The sequence below is a fragment of the Phenylobacterium sp. genome, from assembly GCF_030693625.1.
Taxonomy (GTDB): Bacteria; Pseudomonadota; Alphaproteobacteria; order Caulobacterales; family Caulobacteraceae; genus Phenylobacterium; species Phenylobacterium ferrooxidans.
In genome coordinates this window covers 13,626-34,842 of record NZ_JAUYAF010000026.1, presented here as the reverse complement: position 1 = coordinate 34,842, position 21,217 = coordinate 13,626, and the positions used below count along the sequence as shown (strand labels likewise).

Here is a 21,217-nt window from a genome sequence, read left to right as displayed (position 1 = left end):
GACTCAATGGCCGCTCACGACAATGGGCTCAGCCGTTGGCGGCGTCTTTGGCGGCGCTCCTCCCTCAACATGGTCGATCACTGAAGCTCGACGGACTCAGTGGTCGCGACTAGGCATTGCACATGCTGCTCAAGGTCTTGCGCTTCGCCGTTCGCCTGCTGGCCATCACCATCGTCGGTTGGGGCACGCTCGCGGTCGCCGCCGAGGCGATCAGCCGGTCCAAGCCGCCGCGGGGGCGGATGGTCGATGTGGGCGGGCACGAGCTGCGCCTCGTCTGTGAGGGCCCCAAGTCCGAACGGCCGGTGGTCTGGATGGAGGCCGGGGCGTTCAGCGGGGCTGCGGATTTCGCGGCGATCCAGCATAAGCTGACCGCCAAGGGCTACCGCTCCTGCGCCTACGACCGGGCCGGTATGGGGTACTCCGAGGCGGGTCCCCGGCCGCGCGATGGGAACGCCATCGTCGGCGACCTCAAGGGCTTGATGGCCGCTTCGGGAGAGGCCGGACCCTATGTGCTGATGGGGCACTCCATGGCCGGCCTGTATCTGCACCAGTTCGCGGCGCAACATCCCGATCAGGTGGTCGGGCTGGTGCTGCTGGACGCGGTGACGCCAGAGCTTTTGCAGGCGCCCGGGGTCGGGGGGTTCGCTGATCGGATGCACGACATGGCGCGGCTGGGATCGATCGCCGGAACGCTTGGCCTGACCAAGCCGCTCTACTGGTGGGGCGACCGCATCGGCCTGCCGCCGTGGGGCAAGGCGGAGAAACGGCGTGGCTTTGTTTCCGGCCGCCAGAGCCGCACGGCCTACGCCGAGGTGCAGATGTGGCGCACCGCGGGCGAGCAGGCCGCGGCGGCAGGTTCCTTATCCCCCCACTGGCCGGTTGCGGTGATCACCGCCGGGCCGTCAGCCAGGGGCTCGGCCTGGGGCGAACTGCGCCAGGCGCCGGCGCGGCGTTCCGCTGCGCCCATGGTCGAAGCGATCGCCGGCGCGAACCACAGGACAATGCTTGGGCTGGTCCACGGCGGCCATGCGGTGGCGGGCGTGGAGCATGTGGCGGAACGTCGAAGCTCCCGCGCCCCCTGAAACGCCTGTGCCGGCCGAAGATTGCGGACACGCGGTCTCTCGCGGTTCAGAGAACTTGGAAGCGCATAAGCTAGCGCCGAACCCTCCATTCAACCCTCGTCGAGCCAGGGCGGAAGACAGATACGCGACCCGATGCGTGCGCTGAGCTAGACCCTCCGTAACAGCAAATCTCCGCGTTGCTCGACGCGCTGCGTCGCGATCACGATCGTCCGCTTGCAGACCCAGCGCGAGTAACGAATTTCGACCCATTGGCGACCTTGGCGGGTCCAATCCGAGCACGTGCGAAACGGGTTCGATCGCCATGAGCCATGAGGGCCTATTCTGTGGTCAGGCCGATGAATTTTCGTATCTCCTCGCAGTCGATTTCCGGCGCATGAGGTGCGGGTGACCAATTCATGCTTACGCCCGTGGGAACCCACCCGGTTGGGGATTTGACCCCAGCGTTCCAGCCCAGTTGCGCAACTCCATCGCGGACATCTGCATCCCAAACGGGGTCGCCGGAGGACAGCGCAACGATGGCTTGATGTCTAAATACGCAAAGTACGGCCACCCGTTTTTTGGGCATTGAACGTCCGGGATCGCGGGGCTCGTAGGGGCAACGGGCGGGGCCGACCAATGCCGCATGGCAGGGCGGAGGATCGAGCGGGCCGGGAGCCGCGAAGGTGAGGCACAGCGCCGCCCCGACGCCGACAAAATGTGGTGTCCGACGTGTCGCCATAGGCCAGCTTAGCTTTAGAGCGCGTACCAATCCATGCGTAGAGGAAGCCTGCGGCTTCTCACTTCCGGCTCTCCCTTACGGCGCGCAGAATGCCGCGTCCGTTCAATGAGCACTGACACCGACCGCGCGAGCGATGAAGAACACAGGGCCACTTGGACAAGTTCAGAAGGTCGGCTGAGCCAAGCTCAAGGCCGAAGGTCAGCTTGCATGTCGCGCGCCGATGGCCGGAGCCGACCCATCTCGGACGTTCACGACGTCCGGTTCCTGGAGGTCGGCACGCATGTCCGGTTCCGGGCTCGTGGCCTAAGACGGTAACCGACCCCCTAGCGTTCCTTGGGCATGCCTGCTTACGGCGCGGTCAAGGTTGAACGCCTGGGGGTGGCATGGACATTTCCCCCGCCATTGGAGAGGCCGCGGACCGCCTCGAAGAACTTCAAGCTCGCGGTCCGTCGCCGTCTGCGTTCAGCCTAAGAGCGCCCTATGATGCGGATAGCCGGTAAACGACCCTGGACCGCCACCATGCCAGTAAAGATCAAACGCAATGGTTGCGCCGCCCCCTTTGCTAACCAACTGGGCCGCCGTGGTGAGCGGCGGCCTCGCTGTCGATCAGTAGTTCGTGGCGAAGTTGTCGATTGAGTACCAACCGGTGCCGCCACTATAACTACCTCCGGTGATCACGATCTGAAATTTATCGATGGAGTTGTAGTTCAGCACATAGTTGGTCATCGCAGTATCGCTGAGCGTCACGTGCGTCGAGTAGACCAAGACCCCGTCGTCAAAGCCCAGCAGATCGACTTCGTTGGCTTGACTGAAATAGCCTTTGTAGGCCCCGTCAGCCATGTCGAGCGACACCAAGTCGAAATCTTCACCGGTGCTGCGCGTGATGTCCATAATCTTGGGACCGTAGCCATTGTACGCCTCCCGGTCCGAACCGTTCTGGTCCCAGTCGTAAGGATAGAAGGTCACATGCGACCCATCCGACGTGTAGCTCGATCCATGACCGACCCAGTTAAACCCTTCATAGCCGGCTGAAACCGCTCCGCCGCCGTCGAAGGTCACGACGTGGTTTGCGGTCGCGTTACTGACCCCCGCCACGCTCCAAGAGACTGAGGCTGGCGTCGTAGCCGCGCCGTCGGTTACGCTATAGGAGACCGAAACGACCTGGGTTTGGCCCGCGTTCAGGCTGGCATAAGCTGGGTCGGCCGGATTGAGAGTGAAGCTGCGCGTAGCCGCGTCGTAGCTGACGCCCGGAGGCAGCGCACCTATACCGCTCACATTGAGAATCGCCCCGTCATCAACATCGGAGGCGTTGGCCAGGGCGTTCAGGGTGATCGCCGGGCCGCCCTCGATGGCCGCACCGTTCACGGCCCCGGAGACAACGGGGGCGTCATTCGTCCCGGTGAGGTCCCAGCTCACGCTTGCGCCCGTGGTGGCGATCCCGTCTGATACCCCATAGCCCACCGAAACCGTCTGGTGGACGCCCGCGGCCAGATGGTTGTAGGCGCTGTTATTGGTGTCGAGCGCGAAGGCCTGTGTCGCGGCGTCGTAGGTGACGCCGGCGGGAAGCCCCGCCGGGACCCCCACAATGCTGAGCGTCGTTCCGGCATCAACGTCGGAGGCGTTCGCCATAGCGTTCAGCATCGACGTGCCCGCACCTTCGGTCGCAGCACCGATCACAGCGCCGGAGACCACCGGAGCGTCGTTCGTGCCGGTCACATTGACGCTGACCGTCGCGACGCTGAGCGCGCCGTTGCCCAACTTGATGACGTAGCTGAAGGTGTCCGTAGCGACCTGGCCGGCTCCCAGGGCCTCAAAAGTGGCGCTGTTGGCCGCGTAGCTGATCTTGTCGCCGACGATGGTGATGGTGGCCCCCATGGCCGAGGTCGCCGTGGCCGCGACCGTGCTGGGCGTGGTCTGGTCCAGGGAATAGAGTTGCTTGGCCTTGCCGCCCAGGTCATTGGCCATCACGTCCAGGATGACCGTGCCGTTCTCCGTGCCGGTGAACAGATCGTCCTTCGCCTGCGGCGTGTTGTTGGTGCTGGGTGAGTTGGCTGGCGTAGGCATGCTTTGGATTGCCTGAACTCGCTGTACGGCCGGGGACAAGCGCCCGACCACCCAGGGCCGTGCGGCCCTTGGTCGATGCGGTATTTGGGTGAACGCCCCGTTGACCCTATGGCGAAGCTAGCTTGGCGCGTAGCGCTGGCGCAAAGATTTTCTCCAACTGCATGAGGGGCTAAGTGAAGAATATCCCCGGAAGGTTGCAAACTGCGTGAACCCGGTTCGCGAAAGGCGCCGGGTTGGCGCGAGATCGCACGACGGGTGCAGAAACCCCTGCTTGAGGTTCGAGGTCGTCTGCTCCGACGCGGCGGAGCATCGCCGCCCTGTCGAAAGTCGTCGGCCCGATATTGAGGGTTATGAGCTTCCGACATGGCAATCTGTCTTGGCTCACGAATACTTCCGTGGACGGAGCCGCATTTCGGGATCGATACCACCTTAGTAGGCCCAGACGCCGCGCTCGAATGATTGAGCGGTGCGTCAGCTAAGTCCGCCTTCCACCGAGGCTGTGTGTAAACGCGCTGACGCACCCATGGGGAGTTTGGTCGACGGCCGTTCAGTGAGGCCGGGCGATGGAGGCGGCGTTTCGGCGCGAGGCCAGCGACGGCCTCCTCAGGCCCTGATGGCCGCCACGAGCGGCTGCACACGGAGGATGGCGATCATTCTCTTCAGATTGTAGGCTAGGACGTGCAGGCTCATCTCGGTTCGGACCTTTTCAAGCGTCCGGGTCCTGAAGTGCGTCGCCCCCATCCAGGCCTTGACGTAGTCCTCAAGATATTCCGGGAGCAGCGTGCACTGACGCCGGCCCTCCCCCTCGACAAACCGTTTCATCCCGGCCCCCGAAGCTGATGGATAGAAATCTAAGCTGCTTCGGTGTTTTCACACGGCCTGCACCCCTAGCTGACATGGCCACGGTCGGCTTCCGCACTGTCTGCGCATGACGACGAACGGGTCGCTGGATCCCCCTCCCGCAGAGGCCCCCTGCAGCGCCGCCCGTCCCTCCGAACCTACTTCACTGCAGGCATCCCCACCGCCGCCGTGCGGCCACGGATCATCTGGATCTGCCCGCGCTCCTCCAGCTCGAGGGCCGCGTCGAAGCTCATCCCCTCCAGGGTCGCGTCGAAGGTGCGTTTGGAGATCCGCAGGGCGTCGGGGCCGGCCTTCAGCATGGCCGCCGCCAGGCGTTCGCCCTCGGCGGCCAGTCCGGCGTCGGGGATCACCTTGGAGACCAGGCCCACGCGATGCGCTTCCTCGGCGTTCATCGGCTCGCCGGTCAGCAGCATCTCCCGGGTCCGGGAAATCCCCATGGTCCGCTGCAGGCGCCAGCTCACCGCCAGCTCCGACCCCGACAGCCCGATCTTGATGAAGGCCGGATGGAAGGCCGCGCTGGCGCCGGCCACGATGACGTCGGCGGCCAGAGCGATGGCCAGGCCGCCGCCGGCCGCGGCCCCCTGCACCAGGGCGATGATCGGCTGCGGGCAGGCGCGCATGGCCTTCAGCGTGTCGCGCAGCATCCAGTCGCCGTTGGGCCCGTCGCGCAGGCGGTCCGGCTGCCCCCCGGCCTTCAGGTCGGTGCCGGACGAGAACGCCCGCCCCGCCCCGGCCAGCACGATGACGCGGGCCTCGGTGTCGCGCCGACGGGCCTCGAAATAGGCCAGCAGGGCGTCCGACAGCGGCTGGTTCAGGGCGTTCAGCCGCTCGGGCCGGTTCAGCGTCACCCAGTCGGTTTCGCCACGCCGCTCCACCAACAACACGTCTTGATCGGCCACGCCGGCCTCCTTGGTTTTTTCCTGCCCGGCGCGAACACTCACCGGAGTCAGGGCGAGAGTCACGAGCCCTGTGCGCCGCCCTCCTGCGCCAGCAGGTCCAGGGCCACCTCCAGCACCGCCTCCAGCCGCCCGGCCTCGCGGTCGGTGCGGGCGGCCTCCCGCGGCGTCAGCTCCTCGCCGCAGACCAGGTCGCAGGCCGCCAGCAGCAGCGGATGCTGGTGCAGCTTGCGGCGATAGAGGGCCAGCTTGGCCGCCGCCGCCGCCCGCGCCTCGGCCTGAGCCAGCACCTCGCCGATGCTGGTCCCCGACGGGTTGTCGCCGTGCTTGATGTCCAGGCTTGAGCCGATGTCGGCGCCGGCCGCCGCGCGGCGGTAATAGGTCCCGTAGCGTTCCCCGGCGCGCTTCTGCTGATCGTTCAGCCGCCCCTGGCGAACCAGCCACTCCAGGCCGGCCTGCCGCCGATGCGGCTTGCGCGGCGTGGCCGGCGCCTCGATGGCGGCGCCACGCCCCTGCGACAGGGCGATGGTCTCGGCGATCCCGCCCTGGACGGCCAGGGCCTCGGCGCGGGCCTTGCCCCGCCGCTCCAGGACCAGCAGACGCTCGCGCTCCAGGCGCGCCAGATGGGCCGTGCGGCTCATGCGCTTGAACTCCCGTATGGATGTGAAGAGGCCTAACCCTTGGGCGGCGGGATCATCGGCAGGCAGACCGCCGCCCCGTCGCGGCCGATCCGGCGCTCGGAGAAGGCCCAGAATCCGCCCGCCGCCAGCACCGCCGCCACATGGGCCTCGTGCCGCGCGAACTTCGGCAGCTGGCGGTCCCCGCCTCCGCGCGCCGTGCGAGCCCGGAACAGCTTCTCGAACCGTCTGACCTGCCAGTCCTGCAGACCCAGCTGGGTCCTGGCGCGCAGCGGCGACGTCCCACTTTGACGTAGGGCCGCGTAATCTTGCCCGTCGGCGGGCCTTGGTATGGCGTTTTCCCGTTGCATGTAGAAAACATACGGAACATATAGGGAACGGGCAACATGAATCTGTATTTTCTGTACAGACTTTCCACTGTAGGTTTCAGGCCATGGACGAACCTTTCCAACGCCTCCGCCTCGCGCGGACCGAAAAGGGCTTCGACACCGCCGCCGCGGCGGCCGAGGCCTTCGGCTGGAACCGCAACACCTACGCCTCCAACGAGAACGGCAACGCCCCCTTCTCCTACCGCAAGGCCAAGGAGTATGCCGCCGCCTTCGGGGTTCGCCCGGAATGGCTCTACGACGCCTCGGGCGCCATGCGGCCTGGCGCGGGTCCGGGCCTGGTCAAGGTGATCGGCAGGGTGGGCGCCAACCCCGAGGGGACCATCCTCTACGCCACCGGCCAGGAGGCTGATGACCTGGCCCCGATCCCGCCTGGGGGAACGGAAAACGCCGTCGCCGTCCAGGTTTCCGGCCACTCCATGCGCGGCCTCGCCGACGACGGCGCGCTGATTTATTTTGAGAATCAGCACTTCCCCCCCACCCCCGACATGCTGGGCCATGTGGTGGTGGTGGAGACCGACACCGACGAGGTTTTGGTCAAGCGCCTGCTGCGCGGCAGCGAGCCCGGCCGCTTCGACCTGGAGAGCCTGGCCGGCCCCACCCGCCATGACGCCCGCCTGCGCTGGGCCGCCCACATCACCGCGATCATCCCGCCCTACCAGGCGCGTCGGATCATCATTCGCGGCTGACACACCTTCAGGTGGTCCTCGCCTCCAAGAAATCTCAGATTCGCCTTGGTGAGATTCTGTATCTTTTATACAATTCACACATGGAACCCCGCGATCCTGACCTGATCGACCTCCTGGTCGCCGAACGCGCCCTGGACCGCGCGCGGCTTGTCTGGAGCGCACGGGAGGCGCGGCGGGCCAGCGGGGTCGCCTGGTCCGGCATGTCGCCGCCGCCCTGCGCGCCACGCAGCAAAGACGCCCGTCTCCATGAGGCCCACGCCAAGCTCGCCGCCCGGCGCCAGTGGCGGGAGAGCGCCCGGGGGCGGTTCGTGAGCGCGATCGCCGAGGTTCAGAGCTTGGCGCGGGCGGTCCACGCCGGCGGCGAACGGGCGCGCGAGGCCGCCGCCCGCGGCTTTGAGGACGACCTTGAAACCTGCGAGGCCATCGCGCGCGATCTGCGCCGCCAGACCCTGGCCCTGATCACCGGCCTCCGCGCGGCGCGGCGCGCGGTCAGGGACGCGGCGGACCAGCGCCTTGACCGGCAAGACCGCCAAATATAGGTAGTTCGCCAACCTAACTATCTTGGCGAGTCTCGATGCCCACCTCGACGGACGATCCGGTCGTGCTCGCCGAAACCCTGCGCCCGGCCCTGCTGCGGGTGTCGCGCCGCCTGCGCCAGGAAGCCCAGAAGGCCGGGGTCTCGGCCCTCGACGCCCTGCTCCTGACCCAGATCGCCCGCAGCCCGGGGGTGGGCGTCTGCGACCTGGCCGACAGCGAACAGCTGTCGCGCCCCACCATGAGCGGCCACATCAAGCGCCTGGAGGCCGCCGGCTGGATCACCCGCGCCGACAGCGCCACCGACGGCCGCCGTTCCGGACTGGCCATCACCGCGTCGGGCGAGGCCCAGCTCGACGCCATCCGCCAACACCGCAACGACTGGCTCGCCGCCCGTCTCGCCAAGCTGCCCGTGGACGCGCGCCGCCAGCTCGACGCCGCCGCCGGCCCCCTCCTCCAGCTGCTGAGCCTGGAGGCATGAGCGAGCCCGAAGGCCCGGTCGAGGCCCGGGCCGCCGCGCCCGCCAGCACCGCCGCCACCCGCGGCTGGATGATCCCGGCCATCATAGGCTCGGCCATGCTGATGCAGACCCTGAACGCCACGGTGATCTCCAACGCCCTGCCCACCATGGCCGTGGCCCTGGACGAGGACCCCCTGCGGCTGAACCTGGCCATCACCATGTTCCTGCTGGCCTCGGCGGTCTTCCTGCCCATCAGCGGCTGGGTCGCCGACAAGTTCGGGGCCAAGCGGATCTTCATGATCGCCATGGTGCTGTTCGCCCTGTCCTCGGCCGCCTGCGGCTTCGCCCAGAACCTCAACCAGCTGGTCATCGCCCGCATCTTCCAGGGCATGGCCGGCGCCATGATGGGCCCGGTCGGCCGCCTGGTCCTGCTGCGCACCACCCCGAAAAACGAGCTGGTGGGCGCCATGTCGGTGCTGACCATGCCCGCCCTGCTGGGCCCGGTGATCGGGCCCGTGGTCGGCGGCGCCATCGTAACCTTCTTCGATTGGCGCTGGATTTTCTTCATGAATTTACCGATCGCGGTGGCCGGCGTCCTGCTGGTCCGGGCCTATGTTCCCAACGTGAAGGAACAGGTCGTCTCCCCCATCGACTGGATCGGCATCCTGCTCACGGGACTCGGCCTCGCCGGCCTGATCTTCGGCTTCGAGAACATTGGCCGCGACGCCCTGCCGCCCGGCGTGGTGGCGGCCCTGTTCCTGGCCAGCATCGCCGCCCTGGTCGCCTATCGCTTCCATGCCAAGGATAATCCCCACGCCATCATCGACCTGTCGATCTTCCGGCTGGTGACCTTCCGGGCCTCGGTGATCGGCGGCGCCTTCATGCGGGTGGCCATGGGAGCGACCCCCTTCCTGCTGGCCATGCTGCTGCAGATCGGCTTTGGGCTCTCGGCCTTCCAGGCCGGCCTGATGACCTTCATCTCGGCGGCTGGCGCCCTGGTCATGAAGACCACCGCCCCGCCCATCCTGCGCCGCTACGGCTTCCGCACCGTGCTGCTGGTCAACGCGGTCATCGTCGGGGTCAGCTTCATGGCCTACGGCTTCTTCAAGCCCTCCACCCCCCACTGGATCATGCTGACGGTCCTGGCGATCGGCGGCTTCTTCCGCTCCCTGCAGTTCACCAGCCTCAACGGCCTGGCCTATGCGGAGATCGAGCAGCACCAGATGAGCCGCGCGTCGACCACCTCCTCCATGGCCCAGCAATTGGTTCAGTCCATCGGCATCGGCCTGGCGGCCCTGCTCCTGCACATGCTGATGGTCGCCCAGGGCGAGACGCAGATGACCGCCGCCACCATCGCGCCCGCCTTCGTGATCATCGGCGCCATCACCTTCATCTCCATCCTGTTCTTCATCCCCCTGCCCAAGGACGCCGGGGACGAGATGAACGGGCGATCCAGCTAAGCCCTCGACTTCCCCGGCGTGCGGTCGGCATCGTCTCCCCCAACGAACAAGGGAGAGTTCCTCACGCCCACCAACCGCCAGTGGATCCTGCGCCGCCGCCCGACCGGCGAGATCGGCCCGGAAGACCTCGAACTGGTCGAGACCCAGACGCCGGAGCTCAAGGACGGCGAGGTCCTGGTCCGCACCACCTACCTGTCCCTCGACCCCACCAACCGCATCTGGATGAGCGACCAGGATCAGTACCTGCCGCCCGTCGAGATCGGCGACGTCATGCGCGGCGGCGTCATCGGCGTCGTGGAACAATCGCGGAGCCCGGACCTCCAGGTCGGCCAGATCGTCAATCCCGGCCTCGGCGGCTGGCAGGACTATACCGTGCTCCCCGCCGCCATGGCCCGCCCCAGCCTGCAGATCCCCGGCGTGCCCATGACGGCCTATATGAGCGTCCTGGGCGCCACCGGCCTGACCGCCTGGTTCGGCCTCATGGACATCGGCAAGCCGCAGCCCGGTGAGACCGTCGTGGTCTCCGCCGCCGCCGGCGCCGTGGGCTCCATCGTCGGCCAGCTCGCCAAGCTGAAGGGCTGCCGGGTCGTCGGCATCGCGGGCAGCCCCGAGAAGTGCCGCTGGCTGACCGAGGAGCTCGGCTTCGACGCCGCCATCGACTACCGCAACGAGGACGTCGGCGCCGCCTTGGACCGCCACTGCCCCAACGGGATAGACGTGAATTTCGAGAACGTCGGCGGCGAGATCATGGACGCCGTCATCGGTCGCATGAACAACTTCAGCCGCATGGCGCTGTGCGGGATGATCTCCACCTACAACATCGACGGCCAGATCCCGGGGCCGAAGGACTTCGCCCGCGTCCTGATGCGCCGCATCCTGATCAAGGGCTTCATCGTGATCGACTACCTGCCCCGCGCCGCCGAGGCGATGGCCGAGCTGATCCCCCTGGTGGCGTCAGGACAGCTCAAGTGGAAGACCCACACAGTCGACGGCCTGGAGAACGCCGCCGAGGCGGTGAAGCTGCTCTTCACCGGCGCCCATGACGGCAAGCTGCTGGTGCGGGTCTCGCCTGAGCCCAACACCTGAGGGGCGCGACGACGCCCGTGAGCCGTATGCCGCGACCTAGGCCTTCTTGACGAACTCGGTCTTCAGGACGAGGTCCTTCACCTTTTCCGCGCGGCACTCGATCTGGGTCTCGTCGTCGGTGAGGCGGATGTTCTTGATCAGCGTCCCGCGCTTCAGGGTGACCGTGGTCCCCTTGACCTTCAGGTCCTTGATCAGGGTGACGGAGTCGCCCTCGACCAGGAGGGCGCCATTGGCGTCGCGAACATTCATGGCGGAAGTCCCTGCGCAGCAAAGAGCTGTGCTGTAGGGGCTGGGCGGCCCGCCGACAAGCCGGCCGCCCTCCGAGACCCTAGGCGACGGCGCCTAGATAGTCGCGCTTGCCGACCGCCACGCCCTTGTGCCGCAGGATGTCGTGGGCGGTCACCACGTGGAAATAGAAGTTCGGCAGCGCAAAGCCGAACAGGTAGTCCGCGCCGCTGAAGGACGGCTTCATCGGTCCGAAGTTGAGCGTGATGGTCCGCCCCTCACCGGCGTCCACATCGGCCACCGGCAGGCTTTCCAGATAGGCGATGGTCTTGGCGATCCGTTCCTGCAACTGCGGGAAGGTGGTCTCGTCATCCGGCATCTTCGGGGCCTCGATCCCGCTCAGCCGTTCACCGGAGAGCTTGGCGGTGTCGCTGGTGCGCTGCACCTGGGCGGCGAGGGCCAGCATGTCTGGTGCCAGCCGCGCCTCGATCAGTTCCGAGGGGTCGACGCCGTTCTCCGCCGCATGAGCCGCGCCCTTCTCCAGCAGGCTGGCGAGGTTCTTCAGGCCACGCACGAAGAGCGGGATCGAGGCTTGGTGGAGGGAAATCGGCATGCAGGCGTCCTTGGAATGGCGTTGACCCACCGTGGGCCATCGCCGCTCATATGGGGTATGAGCGGCCAAAGCGCGACCATGCGGCGGTGATCGAACCATGAGCCTCCAGATCCTCAACGGCGTCCGCGTCTGGCTGTGCGACGCTGAGGGCCCGCGTCTGTCCAGCGGTCGCGACGCCACCGGCATCATCGGCGAGGCCTATGGCGCAGAGGTCGACGTCATCGCCCTGCCCGCAGCCCGCCTGACGGACGAATTCTTCGATCTCAGCACCCGCCTGGCCGGGGAGTTCGTCCAGAAGTTCGTGAACTACGGCTCGGCCCTGGCCATCGTCGGCGACATCACCGTCCACGTGGCCGCCAGCAACGCCCTGCGCGACTTTGTCTATGAGTCCAACCGCGGCCGACACCTGTGGTTCGTCGGCGACCTGGAGGCCCTGGCCGCCCGCCTCTGACGCCAGGGCAGGCTTGCGCCGCGCCGATGATCGGTCGACCCTTCCGCCCAACCAGAAAACCACAGGGCGGAGAGCGACCATGTCCATCGACTTCGAGATTCCGGCGGAGGCCAAGGCCATCCGCGCCAAGGTGCGCCAGTGGGTGCACGATGAGTGCATCCCGGCCGAGAAGCGCCTGGTGGACAAGGAGTCCTTCAAGACGGTCCTGGCCGAATTGCGGACCAAGGCCCGCGCCGCCGGCCTCTGGCTGCCCTTCATCCCCAAGGAATATGGCGGCATGGGCCTGGGCCCGCTCGCCAACGCCCTGGTGCAGATGGAGCTGGGCGAAAGCCACCTGGGCGCCTTGTCGATGAACAGTCAGGGTCCCGACGACGCCACCATGCTGACCCTGCTGGCCCACGGCACCGAGTTCCAGAAGGAGAAGTACCTCAAGCCCCTGCTGAACGGCGACAAGCGCGTCTGCTACTCGATGACCGAGAAGGCGGCCGGCGCCGACGCCACCGGCATGCAGACCCGGGCCGTAAAGGACGGTAACGAGAACTACATCCTGAACGGCGAGAAGTGGTTCTCCTCGGCGGCCAGCGCCGCCGACATGGCCGTCGTCATGGCCATGACCGACCCCGACGCCCCGCGCCACCAGCGCTATTCCACCTTCATCGTCGAGCTGCCCAACCCCGGCTACATCATCAAGCGGGACATCGGCACCATGGCCAAGGAGGGCCCGCTCAGCCACATCATGGGGGGCGGCCACTCGGAGATTGAGATCAAGGACCTGGTGATCCCGGCCGAGAACCTGCTGGGGGGCGAGGGCCAGGGCTTCAACATGGGCCAGCACCGCCTGGCCTACGGCCGCCTGCGCCACGGCATGCACAACGTCGCCATGGCACAGCGGGCCCTGGACATGGCCGCGGCTCACGTCACCCAGCGCGAGACCTTCGGCAAGAAGCTGTCGGAGCGCCAGGGTGTGCAGTGGATGCTGGCGGACTGCGCCAGCGAGCTCTACATGGCCCGTCTGATGCTGCTGCACATCGCCTACAAGGCCGAGCGCGGCATGGACCTGCGGCAGGAGAACTCCATCGCCAAGGTGTTCCTGGCCCACATGGTCCACAAGGTGGTGGACACCGCCATCCAGCTGCACGGAGCCCTGGGCTACTCCACCGACACGCCGCTGGCCGCCTGGTACACCCACATCCGCTCCCAGCGGCTGGTGGACGGACCCGATGAGGTTCACCGCTGGACGGTGGGCCGCAACGTGATCAAGGCCTATGAGCGCGACGGCACCACCGCCGCCGCTGCGGGCGGCGACCTGCTCTAGCGGGTCTGGGGGAGCGGCAGGCTCAGCCGGGCCATCAGGCCGCTCTCCCGCCAGTCCAGCACCGCATGGCCCCCGACGCCGCCGCCCAGGGCCCGCTGCAGCATGTTGAGACCAAGGCCCCGACGGGTGGGCGCGACCACCGCAGGCCCGCCCGTCTCGGTCCAGTCCAGCGTCACCTCCTCGCCCTCCAGGGCCCAGGTCACCGAGACCTCCCCCGTGGCGCATGACAGCGCCCCGTACTTGGCGGCGTTGGTGGCGAGTTCGTGCAGCGCCATGGCCGCTGACTGGGCCACCTGTGGGCTGAGGGTGACATCCGGCCCTCCAAACCGCACCCGGCCCTCAGCGCCCAGCCGGTAGGGCCTCAGCTCCTCCTCCACCAGCCGGCGCAGTTCCGCCCCCCGCCAGCGGGCCTCGGAGATGAGCTGGTGGGCGTGGGCGAGCGCGCGGACCCGGCCGGTGATGATGTCCTTCAGCGCGTCGGCGGTCTGCGCCGAGGTCAGGGCGACGGTGGCCTGCACGACGGTCAGCAGGTTGTTGGCCCGGTGGTCCACCTCGCGGGCCAGCAGCTTCAGCCGCTCCTCGGACTCCCGCCGCTCGGTAATGTCCAGAATCACCCCCAGAACGCGCTGGGGTTCGCTGTCGGCTCCCAGGTTGATCTCGGCCCGCACCATCAGCCAGCGCACCTGACCATCGGGCCAGACATAGCGGTACTCGATCTCGACCTTTCGCGCCTGGCTCGCTACGGCCTCCCGATAGGCCTCCTGCATGCGTTCGAGTTCGCCTGGGTAATAGCCCGCATTGATCTCCTCCATGGTGGGCTCGGCGTCCGCGGCCAGGCCCAGCAGCCGGTTCAGCTCCGGGCTGCCCTGCAGACCGCCGCCGGTCAGCAGGAACACCGCCATGCCGCCGGCTTCCATGGCCAGCCGGAGGCGCGCCTCGGACTCCCGCAGGTCCTGCGCCGCCGTCCGCTCCGCCGTGATGTCCGCCACCGTGCCGACATAGCGGACAGCGGCCCCGCTCTCGGGGTCGAACACCGGCTCGCCCTGGGCGCGGACCCAGCGCATCTCGCCGTTTGGCTGCGGCATGCGGTATTCATAGGGGGAGGCGTCTCGCACCTGCGGGTCCATCGCGCGCCGCGACAGGGCCAGGATTCCCGCCTCGTCTTCGGGGTGGGCGTTGCGGGGGATGTCCTCGATCTGCACCACCTGCTCGGGCGAGAAGCCCCAGATTTCGCGGGCCCTGGCGGAGACGATCATCTCGCCGGTGACGATGTTCCATTCCCACACCCCCAGCCGCGACGCCTGGGTCGCCAGCTCCAGTCGCGCCTCGCTGGCGCGCAGGGCGTCCTCGGTGCGTCGGCGTTCGGTGATATCGGAGAGGGAGACGGCGATGCCCGCGTCGCGCATGGGCAGGATGCGCAGCTCCACCATCCGCCCGGCCCGCGCCCGCGAGGGGATTTCGAACCGCGAGGCGATCCGCTCGTCCATCGCCCGCACACAGGCCCGCTCGAAGACGCCGCCACGGCCCTGCGGGAAGATATCCCACATCGCCTTGCCGATGAGTTCGTCCCGGGAGACCCCGAAATACTCCTCGGCCGCTCGGTTGAAGACCACGTAGCGCCAGTCGTGATCCAAGGCATAGAAGCCGTCGCTGATGCTTTCGAGCACCGCCTCTAGGCGCGCTTCGTTCGCGCCATCCTCAGGGCGTGTCGATGGACCAGGATCGTTCATGGCGGACCGGCTTGCGGACGTTCGAGACCCTAGACAACACGTTCGGCTCGAGAAAGCTCCACGGTCCTCCCTGTGGGCGGAACCCTGCCGCTCGGGCCAGGGTTGATCTGATCAGCACCAGAGGAGGAACCCATGGGCAAGATTCAAGGTGAGGGCGACTACGACGCCGCCCGTCGCTTCCGCCAAGCGGAGGAGGACTTCGTCAAGACCGGCCCTGTCGAACAAAAGGCGAAGGAAGCCGAGGAAGCTCTGGACGGGCCCGAAGGCGCGGAGCTTGAAAAGGCGCGCGTCGACACCGCCAAGGGCGCCAAGCTGCGTTAGCTCGGCCAGCGACCGAAGCGTAGAAGACCGCCAGGGCCGATGGCTCTGTCGGGCAGATCGGCAGAGATCAAGAAGGCGGGGCGCGCCGAAACCGGCGGCCCCGCCGTCGAGAACTACAGGATTTGCAGCTGAGCGGCCGAATCCTTGCCGCTCTTGCGGTCGCGCTCGACTTCGAAGCTGACCTTGTCACCTTCGTTCAGACCGCCGAGGCCCGCGCGTTCAACCGCCGAGATATGGACGAAAACGTCGCCGCCACCGCCCTCAGGAGCGATGAAGCCATAACCCTTGGTTCCGTTGAACCACTTCACAGTACCAGTCGCCATTGTCGTCCCTATCAAAGTGAGTGAATCCGCAGTGGCAGAGGACGGCCAAAGACGCAAGCGTGCAAAATTCTATGCCCCAGCGGAATCTGGGGTTTTGTCGTTCAAAATGTGGTGTCCGGGCGGTACTCGAAGTCCACCAGATAGACCTTGTCGCCAAGGCCATGCTTGGCTGTCTTCAGCAGGTCGACCACGCCCTCGAACCCCGAGTCCCGCGCCAATTGTGGCGTGATATCAGTCAGTTCGATCTGCCGCAGCGACATGACCTCCACCGCGCCATCCCCCAGCCGGTAGCGTCCGCCGACCTTCACGCGTGGCGCTCGCCAGATGCGTACGCTGCAACAAATCTCGCCGCGGATGATCGGTTCGCGCAGCTTCTTGGTGAAGGTCATCCCCAATCCCTTTTTCAGGCGATCGGCATCCTGGCGCCGACCTAGGAAAACCGGAAGCGGCGCCATTGACGCGGTTAACGCCCGCCCATAGCGTCCGGCCTCTTCTTTGACATCGAAGGCGGCCCCCATGCCCCAGATCCTGGTTCAGGACCTGGCGAAGACCTATCGCGTGGCCGAACGCGACCCCGGCATGCTCGGGGCCGTGCGCGGTCTCGTGCGCCGCCGCTGGCGCACGGTGGAGGCCCTGAAGGACGTCAGCTTCTCTCTGGAACGCGGCGAGCTGCTGGGCTTCATCGGACCCAACGGCGCCGGCAAGTCCACCACCATCAAGATCTTGTCGGGCATCCTGCGCCCGGATGGCGGCCGCGTGGAGATCGAGGGCCTCGTCCCCTATGCCGACCGCATCAAGCACGTCGCCCGCATCGGCGTGGTGTTCGGTCAGCGGACCCAGCTCTGGTGGGACCTGCCGGTGATCGACGGCTTTGACCTGCTGCGGGATATCTACCGGGTCGATCCGCAGCGCTACAAAGCCACCCGCGATGAACTGGTGGCCATGCTGCGGCTGGAGAAGCTGCTGGACCAGCCGGTGCGCCAGCTCTCCCTCGGCCAGCGCATGCGCGCCGAGATCGCTGCGGCCCTGCTGCACGAGCCCTCCATTCTGTTCCTCGACGAACCCACCATCGGCCTGGACGCGCCGTCCAAGCTGGCGGTGCGAGAGTTCGTCAAGAAGCTGAACCAGGAGCGCGGCGTCACCGTCCTGCTCACCACCCACGACATGCACGACATCGAGGCCCTGGCGCAGCGGGTGATCGTCATCGGCCACGGTCAAGTGCTGGCCGACAGCCCCTTCGAGACCCTGCGCGCCAATGTGCTCGCCGAACGCCGCCTGTTCGTGGACTTCGCGGGCGACGCCCCCGCCCTCGACCTGCCCGGCGCCGAGGTCCGCAACCGCGACGGCCGGTCCCTGGAGCTGGCCTTCGACCCCCGGGTCACCAGCGCGCCGGCCCTTATCGCCGCCATCACCGCCCGCCACGCAGTGGAGGACATCCACGTCGAGCAACCGGCCATCGAGGAAGTGATCGCCAAGTTCTACGACCTGCACGGCGCCAACGAGGCGTGATCCGTGGACGCGCTTCGCCCCTACATCGCCGCGTTCAACTCGCGGTTCCTGCTGATGATGCAGTACAGGGCCGCGGCCCTGGCCGGCTTCTTCACCCAGTGCTGGTTCGGGGCGGTCCATGTGATGGTCCTGGCCGCCTTCTACCTCGGCGCGCCTGAGGCGGCCGCCGCCAGCCCCATCACCCTGTCCCAGGCCGTGACCTATACCTGGCTGGCCCAGGGGTTGCTGGCGGTCATGCCCTGGAATGGAGATCCCGAGGTGGCCGCCGGGGTCCGCACCGGATCCATCAGCTATGACCGCCTGCGACCGGTGGACGCCTACGCCCTTTGGTATGTCCGCGCCGCCGGCTGGATGACCGCCCGCCTTGTCCCCCGCGTCGCCCTGATGATCCTGGCGGCCGGGATCGCCCTGCCGCTGATCGGACAGGGCCAATGGGCCTGGCAGCCGCCGTCCAGCCTGTCGGCCGCCCTGCTCTTCGCCCTCTCGGAGACCCTGGCCATCGCCCTGGCCTGCGCCATCGTCATGCTGATCAACATCATCGTGGTGGCCACCCTGAACGCCCGGGGGATCAATATCCTGATGCAGCCGATCGTGATCATCTTCACCGGCAACCTGCTGCCCCTGGCCCTCTATCCCGACGTCGTCCGGGTCGCCCTCTTCCTCCAGCCCTTCGCGGGAACCCTGGACATCCCCAACCGCATTTATTTCGGCAATCTGACCGGCCAGATGGCCTGGGCGGGCATCGGGCTGCAGATATTCTGGACGGTGCTCTTCATCGTGCTCGGGCGGTTCTGGCTGGGCCGGGTCATGTCGCGCCTCGAAGTGCAGGGAGGCTAGGCCTGTGAACGCCCTCTCCCTGCTCGGCCGCTACTTTGGCGCCTCGATGCGCAGCCAGATGCAGTATCCGGCCTCGGCCATGATGCTGACCCTGGCCCAGCTTGCCTCCACCGCCATCGAGATCGTGTCCATCTGGGCCCTCTTCGACCGGTTCGGCGCAGTGAAGGGCTGGGCGTTCGGCGAGGTGATGTTCTTCTACGCCCTGATCGGCATCAGCTTCTCCTTCGCCGACTTCCTGACCCGCGGCTTCGACGTGTTCGGATCTGACTTCGTTCGCACCGGCGCCTTTGACCGCCTGCTGCTGCGCCCACGATCGGCCGCCCTCCAACTTGTGGGTCACGATTTCCGCATCAGCCGCTTCGGGCGCTTCTTCCAGGCGTCCATCATCCTGGCCATCGCCACGGGGACGCTGGGCTTCGTTTGGACGCCGCAGGCCATCCTGCTGGCGCTCTGGACCATAGCCGGCGGCGTCGCCTTCTTCGGGGCCCTCTTCGTGCTGCAGGCGGTGATGGCCTTCTGGACCGTGGAGAGCCTCGAGGCGGTCAACGCCCTGACCTATGGCGGGGTCTATGCCGGCCAGTTCCCGATCAGCTTCTACGCCCGCTGGTTCCGCACCTTCCTGATCTTCATCGTGCCCCTGGCCTGCGTGTCCTACTTCCCGGTCCTGGCGATCCTGGGGCGCAGCGACCCGCTGGGGGCGCCGGACTGGTTCCTGCCCCTGGCGCCGGCGGCGGGGTTCCTGTTCCTGGCGCTGGCGTTCCTCGCCTGGCGGTTCGGCGTCTCGAAGTACACCTCCACGGGCAGCTAGAGCGCGTCAAGGTTAAGTGGCCACCGGTTAACCCGCCCGACGCGCTCCAAACATGGAGCTAGAGCCAAAGGCTCTAGCCCGAGGGCAGCTCTCCGATCACCCGCCAGGCGCGGCGGGTGGGGATATACTCGCGGTTGGGGAACCGCTCCGGCTCGGTGCCCGCCAACACCGAACCGATGTCCTGGGCCATGGCCTTGGAGTTTATATAGTAGCTGTGCTGCACTTTCTCGTCGGCACCCTTGGCCACGTTGCGGCAGTCGACGATCACCACCTTCTTGGGCAGCAGGTCGATCAGGCGCGGACCATCGGACCCCAGCCGGTCGGGATTGGTTTTGGTCTTGTCGGAGACCACCAGGGCGAGGTCATGGGGGTTGTGATAGACCGTCACCTGCCGCGCCAGGGCGGGTAGGCATTTCAGCTTGTCGTCGTCCTCGAAGGCGTCGTCGTCCTCGTCGGGCGAGGCCAGGATGATCTGGTCGAACAGCCGGACCAGGGCCTTCGAATCCTTGGCGCACACCGCCTGCAGTCCCTGCCGCAGCACATAGTTTCCCATGGAGTGGGCCAGCAGGTGCAGCCGCTGCTGGCAGTGGTCGTCGCGCTTCAGGCCGCTGACGAATTCCTTCAGCTTCAGATAGGCGCGAGCCACGGCAGGGCCCGAAACCCGGGCGTCCTCGCGGTCGCTGTAATAGGACATCAGCGGCACGGCCTTGCCGTCGGAGGGCCAGCTGAACAGCACCACATTCAGCGAGTGGTCGCCGATCTTCACCTCCCGGGCCAGTTCGGCCGCGGCGGTGAGCGCGCCCATGAAGGTGACGTTGAAGCCATGGATGAAGACCAGGGTGTCGGTGGCCGAGCCGGCCATGCTGCCGTGCAGCTCCTTCAGGAACCGCTCGCTGCCCAGGACCTTGAACTCGGCGTCGCCGGGCTCCTCGGGATAGACATCCACCGCCCTGGGCCGGGCGCCATCGGTGGTGAAGTCGGCGTGGCCGAAGCGCAGGGCCGCCACGCCGTCGGGATTGAACGCCGCGCCGAACATCTCGAGCTTGTTGTCAGGCAGCAGGTTCCGGTTGGTCGCGAAGTAGACGCGCACATTGGCCATTGCATTCCCCCTGATCGCTCAGGAAGAATGCAACTCATTGGCGAGCGTTTTCAAGCCTGAGCTTGGCTATTCGGCGGCCATCAGCACCTTGCCGCGGGTCAGCGAGGTCTTGGCGGCGAGTTCGGCCTTGGCCTGCTCGTACTCGGCCGCCAGGCGGTCCACCAACTCGCCGGCCGTGGGGATGGACTTCACCGCGCCGATGCCCTGGCCACAGCCCCAGATGTCCTTCCAGGCCTTGGCTTCCTGGTTGCCGCCCGAGCCGAAGTTCATCTTCGACGGATCGGCCTGGGGCAGGTTGTCGGGATCGAGGCCGGCGCGCTCGATGGAGGGCCGAAGATAGTTGCCATGCACCCCGGTGAACAGGTTCGAATAGACGATGTCCTCGCCGGAGCTCTCGACGATCATGTCCTTGTAGCCCTGGACGGCGCGCGCCTCCTGCGTGGCGATGAAGGCCGAGCCGATATAGGCCAGGTCCGCGCCCATGGCCTGGGCGCCCAGGACGGCGCGGCCATTGGCGATGGCGCCCGACAGCGCGATGGGGCCGTCGAACCACTCGCGCAGTTCCTGGATGAGGGCGAAGGGCGACAGGCCGCCGGCATGGCCGCCGGCGCCGGCCGCCACCGGGATCAGGCCATCGGCGCCCTTCTCAACCGCCTTGCGGGCGAACTTGTCGTTGATGACGTCGTGCAGGACGATGCCACCGTAGGAATGGATGGCGTCGTTGACCGCCTGTTGCGCCCCCAGCGAGGTGATGGTGATCGGCACGCGGTACTTCACCGCCAGCTCCACGTCTTCCTCAAGCCGGTTGTTGGTCTTGTGGACGATCTGGTTGACGGCGAAGGGCGCCGACAGGCGGTCGGGGTTCTTGCGGTCCCAGTCGGCCAGTTCCTCGGTGATCTGGGCCAGCCACTCGTCCAGCTGGCTCACCGGGCGCGCGTTCAGCGCCGGGAAGGAGCCGACGATGCCGGCCTTGCACTGGGCGATCACCAGCTCCGGGCCCGAGATGATGAACAGCGGCGAGGCGATCACCGGGATACGCAGACGCTCGGAGAGAATGGGCGGCAGGGCCATGGATTGTTTCCTCTGGTAATGCGTTTGGATCTTATTTTTAC

Annotated in this window: 24 protein-coding genes and 1 pseudogene; 13 read left to right on the top strand and 12 right to left on the bottom strand. The window is 67.0% G+C overall.

What is annotated here, in order from left to right; translation table 11 throughout:
• Positions 1–122: 122 nt before the first annotated feature.
• Both Q8N10_RS05760 and Q8N10_RS21015 read left to right on the top strand, forming a co-directional pair.
• The gene (locus Q8N10_RS05760) at positions 123–1,082 is read left to right on the top strand and encodes an alpha/beta fold hydrolase (RefSeq protein WP_304775759.1); all 960 of its coding nucleotides are present in this window, start codon (positions 123–125) and stop codon (positions 1,080–1,082) included.
• Positions 1,083–2,183: 1,101 nt separating this feature from the next.
• Positions 2,184–2,300, top strand: coding sequence for a DUF3291 domain-containing protein (locus Q8N10_RS21015; protein WP_370690179.1), 117 nt, complete (start codon positions 2,184–2,186; stop codon positions 2,298–2,300).
• Positions 2,301–2,406: 106 nt separating this feature from the next.
• Here the strand turns inward: Q8N10_RS21015 and Q8N10_RS05755 are convergent, their stop codons facing one another.
• The 5 genes and pseudogenes from Q8N10_RS05755 to Q8N10_RS05735 all read right to left on the bottom strand — a co-directional run bounded on the left by Q8N10_RS05755 (position 2,407) and on the right by Q8N10_RS05735 (position 6,609).
• Positions 2,407–3,864, bottom strand: coding sequence for an Ig-like domain-containing protein (locus Q8N10_RS05755; protein WP_304775761.1), 1,458 nt, complete (start codon positions 3,862–3,864; stop codon positions 2,407–2,409).
• A gap of 603 nt (positions 3,865–4,467) precedes the next feature.
• Positions 4,468–4,617, bottom strand: a pseudogene (locus tag Q8N10_RS05750) (IS5/IS1182 family transposase); the annotation flags it as partial.
• A gap of 245 nt (positions 4,618–4,862) precedes the next feature.
• Positions 4,863–5,624, bottom strand: a complete 762-nt coding sequence (locus Q8N10_RS05745) for an enoyl-CoA hydratase/isomerase family protein (RefSeq protein WP_304775763.1) — start codon at positions 5,622–5,624, stop codon at positions 4,863–4,865.
• A 59-nt stretch (positions 5,625–5,683) separates the two neighbouring features.
• On the bottom strand, positions 5,684–6,262 hold the full coding sequence (locus tag Q8N10_RS05740) for a hypothetical protein (protein WP_304775766.1): 579 nt from the start codon (positions 6,260–6,262) through the stop codon (positions 5,684–5,686).
• Positions 6,263–6,294: 32 nt separating this feature from the next.
• Positions 6,295–6,609, bottom strand: coding sequence for a hypothetical protein (locus Q8N10_RS05735; RefSeq protein WP_304775768.1), 315 nt, complete (start codon positions 6,607–6,609; stop codon positions 6,295–6,297).
• An 83-nt stretch (positions 6,610–6,692) separates the two neighbouring features.
• Between Q8N10_RS05735 and Q8N10_RS05730 the strand changes: the two genes are divergently transcribed.
• The 5 genes from Q8N10_RS05730 to Q8N10_RS05710 all read left to right on the top strand — a co-directional run bounded on the left by Q8N10_RS05730 (position 6,693) and on the right by Q8N10_RS05710 (position 10,874).
• Positions 6,693–7,334: a S24 family peptidase gene (locus tag Q8N10_RS05730; RefSeq protein WP_304775771.1), complete on the top strand. Its 642-nt coding sequence runs from the start codon at positions 6,693–6,695 to the stop codon at positions 7,332–7,334.
• An 80-nt stretch (positions 7,335–7,414) separates the two neighbouring features.
• On the top strand, positions 7,415–7,873 hold the full coding sequence (locus Q8N10_RS05725) for a hypothetical protein (protein ID WP_304775772.1): 459 nt from the start codon (positions 7,415–7,417) through the stop codon (positions 7,871–7,873).
• A 35-nt stretch (positions 7,874–7,908) separates the two neighbouring features.
• A complete protein-coding gene (locus tag Q8N10_RS05720) occupies positions 7,909–8,349 on the top strand; it encodes a MarR family winged helix-turn-helix transcriptional regulator (protein ID WP_304775774.1) in 441 nt (146 codons plus the stop codon).
• Entirely contained in the window at positions 8,346–9,788 is a 1,443-nt protein-coding gene (locus Q8N10_RS05715) for an MFS transporter (protein ID WP_304775776.1), read from the top strand. The genes Q8N10_RS05720 and Q8N10_RS05715 overlap by 4 nt, the downstream gene beginning before the upstream one ends.
• An 18-nt stretch (positions 9,789–9,806) precedes the next feature.
• Complete coding sequence (locus Q8N10_RS05710; protein ID WP_304775777.1) at positions 9,807–10,874, top strand: NADP-dependent oxidoreductase; 1,068 nt, start codon at positions 9,807–9,809, stop codon at positions 10,872–10,874.
• 36 nt (positions 10,875–10,910) lie between these two features.
• On the opposite strand, the gene Q8N10_RS05705 is transcribed toward Q8N10_RS05710, so the two are convergent.
• A complete protein-coding gene (locus Q8N10_RS05705) occupies positions 10,911–11,123 on the bottom strand; it encodes an alkylphosphonate utilization protein (RefSeq protein ID WP_304775779.1) in 213 nt (70 codons plus the stop codon).
• 79 nt (positions 11,124–11,202) lie between these two features.
• The gene (locus tag Q8N10_RS05700) at positions 11,203–11,712 is read right to left on the bottom strand and encodes a DUF1993 family protein (protein ID WP_304775781.1); all 510 of its coding nucleotides are present in this window, start codon (positions 11,710–11,712) and stop codon (positions 11,203–11,205) included.
• 97 nt (positions 11,713–11,809) lie between these two features.
• On the opposite strand from Q8N10_RS05700, the gene Q8N10_RS05695 reads away from it, so the two are divergent.
• The gene (locus Q8N10_RS05695; protein WP_304775783.1) at positions 11,810–12,163 is read left to right on the top strand and encodes a DUF4180 domain-containing protein; all 354 of its coding nucleotides are present in this window, start codon (positions 11,810–11,812) and stop codon (positions 12,161–12,163) included.
• A 79-nt stretch (positions 12,164–12,242) separates the two neighbouring features.
• On the top strand, positions 12,243–13,478 hold the full coding sequence (locus Q8N10_RS05690; RefSeq protein WP_304775786.1) for an acyl-CoA dehydrogenase family protein: 1,236 nt from the start codon (positions 12,243–12,245) through the stop codon (positions 13,476–13,478).
• Here the strand turns inward: Q8N10_RS05690 and Q8N10_RS05685 are convergent.
• A complete protein-coding gene (locus Q8N10_RS05685; protein WP_304775787.1) occupies positions 13,475–15,208 on the bottom strand; it encodes a PAS domain S-box protein in 1,734 nt (577 codons plus the stop codon). The two genes, Q8N10_RS05690 and Q8N10_RS05685, sit on opposite strands and share 4 nt — an antisense overlap.
• A gap of 132 nt (positions 15,209–15,340) precedes the next feature.
• On the opposite strand from Q8N10_RS05685, the gene Q8N10_RS05680 reads away from it, so the two are divergent.
• A complete protein-coding gene (locus Q8N10_RS05680; RefSeq protein WP_304775789.1) occupies positions 15,341–15,529 on the top strand; it encodes a hypothetical protein in 189 nt (62 codons plus the stop codon).
• 113 nt (positions 15,530–15,642) lie between these two features.
• Here the strand turns inward: Q8N10_RS05680 and Q8N10_RS05675 are convergent, their stop codons facing one another.
• Together Q8N10_RS05675 and Q8N10_RS05670 are read right to left on the bottom strand one after the other, a co-directional pair.
• On the bottom strand, positions 15,643–15,852 hold the full coding sequence (locus Q8N10_RS05675) for a cold-shock protein (protein ID WP_215341185.1): 210 nt from the start codon (positions 15,850–15,852) through the stop codon (positions 15,643–15,645).
• 101 nt (positions 15,853–15,953) lie between these two features.
• Positions 15,954–16,370: a hypothetical protein gene (locus Q8N10_RS05670; RefSeq protein ID WP_304775792.1), complete on the bottom strand. Its 417-nt coding sequence runs from the start codon at positions 16,368–16,370 to the stop codon at positions 15,954–15,956.
• On the opposite strand from Q8N10_RS05670, the gene Q8N10_RS05665 reads away from it, so the two are divergent.
• Genes Q8N10_RS05665 through Q8N10_RS05655 form a run of 3 tightly spaced genes read left to right on the top strand, consistent with a single transcriptional unit; the run spans position 16,369 to position 19,006 of the window.
• The gene (locus Q8N10_RS05665; RefSeq protein WP_304775795.1) at positions 16,369–17,361 is read left to right on the top strand and encodes an ATP-binding cassette domain-containing protein; all 993 of its coding nucleotides are present in this window, start codon (positions 16,369–16,371) and stop codon (positions 17,359–17,361) included. The two genes, Q8N10_RS05670 and Q8N10_RS05665, sit on opposite strands and share 2 nt — an antisense overlap.
• 3 nt (positions 17,362–17,364) lie before the next feature.
• Positions 17,365–18,198 (top strand): hypothetical protein, encoded by an 834-nt coding sequence (locus tag Q8N10_RS05660; protein WP_304775797.1) that lies wholly within the window; start codon positions 17,365–17,367, stop codon positions 18,196–18,198.
• Positions 18,199–18,202: 4 nt separating this feature from the next.
• Positions 18,203–19,006 carry an ABC transporter permease gene (locus Q8N10_RS05655; protein WP_304775799.1) on the top strand — a complete coding sequence of 268 codons (804 nt, stop codon included), beginning with the start codon at positions 18,203–18,205 and terminating at the stop codon, positions 19,004–19,006.
• Positions 19,007–19,079: 73 nt separating this feature from the next.
• Here Q8N10_RS05655 and Q8N10_RS05650 read toward each other — a convergent pair whose 3' ends face one another.
• Together Q8N10_RS05650 and Q8N10_RS05645 are read right to left on the bottom strand one after the other, a co-directional pair.
• Positions 19,080–20,105 carry an alpha/beta hydrolase gene (locus tag Q8N10_RS05650; protein WP_304775801.1) on the bottom strand — a complete coding sequence of 342 codons (1,026 nt, stop codon included), beginning with the start codon at positions 20,103–20,105 and terminating at the stop codon, positions 19,080–19,082.
• A gap of 66 nt (positions 20,106–20,171) precedes the next feature.
• On the bottom strand, positions 20,172–21,176 hold the full coding sequence (locus Q8N10_RS05645) for a nitronate monooxygenase family protein (protein ID WP_304775803.1): 1,005 nt from the start codon (positions 21,174–21,176) through the stop codon (positions 20,172–20,174).
• Positions 21,177–21,217: the final 41 nt, after the last annotated feature.

Coding starts and splice junctions, on each gene's coding strand:
- Q8N10_RS05760 (WP_304775759.1), top strand. CDS start 123: ATGCTGCTCAAGGTCTTGCGCTTCGCCGTTCGCCTGCTGGCCATCACC.
- Q8N10_RS21015 (WP_370690179.1), top strand. CDS start 2,184: ATGGACATTTCCCCCGCCATTGGAGAGGCCGCGGACCGCCTCGAAGAA.
- Q8N10_RS05755 (WP_304775761.1), bottom strand. CDS start 3,864: ATGCCTACGCCAGCCAACTCACCCAGCACCAACAACACGCCGCAGGCG.
- Q8N10_RS05740 (WP_304775766.1), bottom strand. CDS start 6,262: ATGAGCCGCACGGCCCATCTGGCGCGCCTGGAGCGCGAGCGTCTGCTG.
- Q8N10_RS05735 (WP_304775768.1), bottom strand. CDS start 6,609: ATGCAACGGGAAAACGCCATACCAAGGCCCGCCGACGGGCAAGATTAC.
- Q8N10_RS05730 (WP_304775771.1), top strand. CDS start 6,693: ATGGACGAACCTTTCCAACGCCTCCGCCTCGCGCGGACCGAAAAGGGC.
- Q8N10_RS05725 (WP_304775772.1), top strand. CDS start 7,415: ATGGAACCCCGCGATCCTGACCTGATCGACCTCCTGGTCGCCGAACGC.
- Q8N10_RS05720 (WP_304775774.1), top strand. CDS start 7,909: ATGCCCACCTCGACGGACGATCCGGTCGTGCTCGCCGAAACCCTGCGC.
- Q8N10_RS05715 (WP_304775776.1), top strand. CDS start 8,346: ATGAGCGAGCCCGAAGGCCCGGTCGAGGCCCGGGCCGCCGCGCCCGCC.
- Q8N10_RS05705 (WP_304775779.1), bottom strand. CDS start 11,123: ATGAATGTTCGCGACGCCAATGGCGCCCTCCTGGTCGAGGGCGACTCC.
- Q8N10_RS05700 (WP_304775781.1), bottom strand. CDS start 11,712: ATGCCGATTTCCCTCCACCAAGCCTCGATCCCGCTCTTCGTGCGTGGC.
- Q8N10_RS05695 (WP_304775783.1), top strand. CDS start 11,810: ATGAGCCTCCAGATCCTCAACGGCGTCCGCGTCTGGCTGTGCGACGCT.
- Q8N10_RS05690 (WP_304775786.1), top strand. CDS start 12,243: ATGTCCATCGACTTCGAGATTCCGGCGGAGGCCAAGGCCATCCGCGCC.
- Q8N10_RS05685 (WP_304775787.1), bottom strand. CDS start 15,208: ATGAACGATCCTGGTCCATCGACACGCCCTGAGGATGGCGCGAACGAA.
- Q8N10_RS05680 (WP_304775789.1), top strand. CDS start 15,341: ATGGGCAAGATTCAAGGTGAGGGCGACTACGACGCCGCCCGTCGCTTC.
- Q8N10_RS05675 (WP_215341185.1), bottom strand. CDS start 15,852: ATGGCGACTGGTACTGTGAAGTGGTTCAACGGAACCAAGGGTTATGGC.
- Q8N10_RS05665 (WP_304775795.1), top strand. CDS start 16,369: ATGCCCCAGATCCTGGTTCAGGACCTGGCGAAGACCTATCGCGTGGCC.
- Q8N10_RS05670 (WP_304775792.1), bottom strand. CDS start 16,370: ATGGGGGCCGCCTTCGATGTCAAAGAAGAGGCCGGACGCTATGGGCGG.
- Q8N10_RS05650 (WP_304775801.1), bottom strand. CDS start 20,105: ATGGCCAATGTGCGCGTCTACTTCGCGACCAACCGGAACCTGCTGCCT.
- Q8N10_RS05645 (WP_304775803.1), bottom strand. CDS start 21,176: ATGGCCCTGCCGCCCATTCTCTCCGAGCGTCTGCGTATCCCGGTGATC.